Source organism: Sphingobium sp. IP1 (genome assembly GCF_002708645.1).
GTDB lineage: Bacteria > Pseudomonadota > Alphaproteobacteria > Sphingomonadales > Sphingomonadaceae > Sphingobium > Sphingobium yanoikuyae.
Genome location: NZ_NOIW01000185.1, coordinates 2,501 through 5,674, shown reverse-complemented (window position 1 = coordinate 5,674; position 3,174 = coordinate 2,501). Strand labels below are relative to the sequence as shown.

Below are 3,174 nucleotides of genomic sequence, written 5' to 3'. Positions count from 1 at the left end.
TCCGAGGCGGCGTGCGTGTGTGTGTTGTGATTTGGTTGCGGGAGTAGGATTTGAACCTACGACCTTCAGGTTATGAGCCTGACGAGCTACCGGGCTGCTCCATCCCGCGACACTGGGCGTTTTGGGTGCCCTGATACGCAAAAAGGGCGGCTTTGCGGGCCGCCCTATTTTGTAACATTGTGATGGGTTTTTTGATCCGTTGCTATGCGCGTGCTTCAATGCCTGGCGACGCCCTACTCTTCCAGTGCTTGAGCAATAGTACCATCGGCGCAGACTGGTTTCACGGCCGAGTTCGGGATGGGATCGGGTGGGTCACAGACGCTATGGTCACCAAGCAATGAAGCAGGCGCATAACTGCGGGTTTTTAATCGATACCGTGCACTATTCACTTTCACTTGGGAAAGTGAACAACAAGAGCTTGTGTGTATGTTCGTATATCTGGGCTGGCTTAACGACCACATCGTGGACAGTTCCCAGAACTGTCGTTGATGGTGGGACTCTTAAGCGCGAACAGAGCAATTAGGACTGGTTAGCTCCATGCGTTACCGCACTTCCACATCCAGCCTATCAACGTCGTGGTCTACGACGGCTCGATGAAATCTTATCTTGAGGGAGGCTTCCCGCTTAGATGCTTTCAGCGGTTATCCCGTCCATACATAGCTACCCTGCTGCGCCACTGGCGTGACGACAGGTACACCAGAGGTATGTTCAACCCGGTCCTCTCGTACTAGGGTCAACTCCTCTCAAATTTCGACGCCCACGGCAGATAGGGACCAAACTGTCTCGCGACGTTCTGAACCCAGCTCACGTACCACTTTAATTGGCGAACAGCCAAACCCTTGGGACCTGCTCCAGCCCCAGGATGTGATGAGCCGACATCGAGGTGCCAAACGATTCCGTCGATATGAGCTCTTGGGAATCATCAGCCTGTTATCCCCGGCGTACCTTTTATCCGTTGAGCGATGGCCCTTCCACGAGGGACCACCGGATCACTATGACCGACTTTCGTCTCTGCTCGACTTGTCAGTCTCGCAGTCAGGCGGGCTTATGCCATTGCACTCTAACAGACGGTTTCCAACCGTCCTGAGCCCACCATCGCGCGCCTCCGTTACTCTTTAGGAGGCGACCGCCCCAGTCAAACTACCCGCCACAGAGGGTCCCTGCACCGGATAACGGTGCGAGGTTAGACATCAGAAAACAACAGGGTGGTATTTCACCTATGGCTCCACATCAACTGGCGTCAATGCTTCAAAGCCTCCCACCTATGCTACACAGTTCTTTCCTAATGCCACTCTGAAGCTGCAGTAAAGGTGCACGGGGTCTTTCCGTCTAACCGCGGGTACTCCGCATCTTCACGGAGAATTCAATTTCGCTGAGCATATCCTGGAGACAGTGGGGAAGTCGTTACGCCATTCGTGCAGGTCGGAACTTACCCGACAAGGAATTTCGCTACCTTAGGACCGTTATAGTTACGGCCGCCGTTTACCTGGGCTTCAATTCAGAGCTTGCACTCCTCCTCTTAACCTTCAGGCACCGGGCAGGCGTCAGGCCCTATACGTCGTCTTGAAGCCGACTTAGCAGAGCCCTGTGTTTTTGCTAAACAGTCGCTACCCCCTGGCCTGTGCCCCCCATCAAAAGTTGCCTTAAGATGGGGCCTCCTTCTTCCGAAGGTACGGAGGCAATTTGCCGAGTTCCTTCAGGATACTTCTCTCAAACGCCTTGGTATACTCTACCATTCCACCTGTGTCGGTTTAGGGTACGGTCTATACGGTGGGGCTATTTCCTGGGACCCCTTCACTGCCCGGAGCAATCCAATAAGCCCGAACAATTTACGGCATCCGTCACACACCACCAGGCCCACGAATATTAACGTGGTTCCCATCGACTACCCCCTTCGGGCTCGTCTTAGGGGCCGGCTTACCCTGCTCAGATTAGCTTTAAGCAGGAACCCTTGGAATTTCGGCGAGAGGGCATCTCACCCTCTTAATCGCTACTCATGTCTGCATTCGCACTTCCGATACCTCCACGGTCGGTTACCCTTCCGCTTCAACGGCCTACGGAACGCTCCGCTACCGCTCAGTCAAAGACTGAACCCTAAGCTTCGGTGCATCACTTTAGCCCCGTTACATCTTCGCCGCAGGATCTCTTATTTAGACCAGTGAGCTGTTACGCTTTCTTTAAAGGATGGCTGCTTCTAAGCCAACCTCCTGGTTGTTTTGGAAATCCCACATGCTTTCCCACTTAGTGATGACTTGGGGACCTTAGCTGTAGGTTAGGGCTGTTTCCCTTTTGACGACGGACCTTAGCACCCGCCGTCTGTCTGCCGAACTAGACTCGTTGGTATTCGGAGTTTGGTTAGAATTGGTAGATCTCGCGACCCCCGCATCCATCCAGTGCTCTACCCCCAACGGCAAATATTCGACGCTCTACCTCAATAGATTTCGCGGAGAACCAGCTATTTCCCGGCTTGATTGGCCTTTCACCCCTAAGCACAACTCATCCGACAATTTTTCAACATTGAACGGTTCGGTCCTCCAGTGCGTGTTACCGCACCTTCAACCTGGTCATGCATAGATCGCCGGGTTTCGGGTCTAATGCATCAAACTATGGCGCCCTATTCAGACTCGCTTTCGCTGCGCCTACACCTAACGGCTTAAGCTTGCTTGATACACTAAGTCACAGACCCATTATGCAAGAGGTACGCGGTCAGGTCTCAAGGACCCTCCCACTGCTTGTAGGCATCCGGTTTCAGGTACTGTTTCACTCCCCTCATCGGGGTGCTTTTCACCTTTCCCTCACGGTACTGGTTCACTATCGGTCATGTACGAGTATTTAGGCTTGGAGGGTGGTCCCCCCATGTTCAGACAGAGTTTCACGTGCTCCGCCCTACTCAAGTCCTGATGTTTCATTTTCGCATACGGGGCTGTCACCCGCTATGGCCGAACTTTCCAGATCGTTCTGCTAATTAAACATCAGGCACTGGCCTGGTCCGCGTTCGCTCGCCACTACTAACGGAATCTCGGTTGATGTCTTTTCCTCCGGGTACTGAGATGTTTCAGTTCTCCGGGTTCGCTTCACCAAAGCCTATTTTATTCAGCTTAGTGATACCTCTCCCATTTAACTACGCGCCTGGAAAACCAAGAACGGAATTAAATGGTGAAGGTGGGTTGTCCC

Annotated in this window: 1 tRNA gene and 2 rRNA genes (1 of these 3 running past the window's edge); all 3 read right to left on the bottom strand. The window is 53.0% G+C overall.

What is annotated here, in order from left to right:
* Window positions 1-32 precede the first annotated feature (32 nt).
* Window positions 33-109 (bottom strand) — tRNA-Met (locus CG471_RS28735).
* Window positions 110-220: 111 nt separating this feature from the next.
* Window positions 221-335, bottom strand: a 5S ribosomal RNA gene (rrf, locus tag CG471_RS28730).
* Between the two features lie 165 nt (window positions 336-500).
* Window positions 501-3,174, bottom strand: a 23S ribosomal RNA gene (locus CG471_RS28725) (it continues 118 nt past the right edge of the window).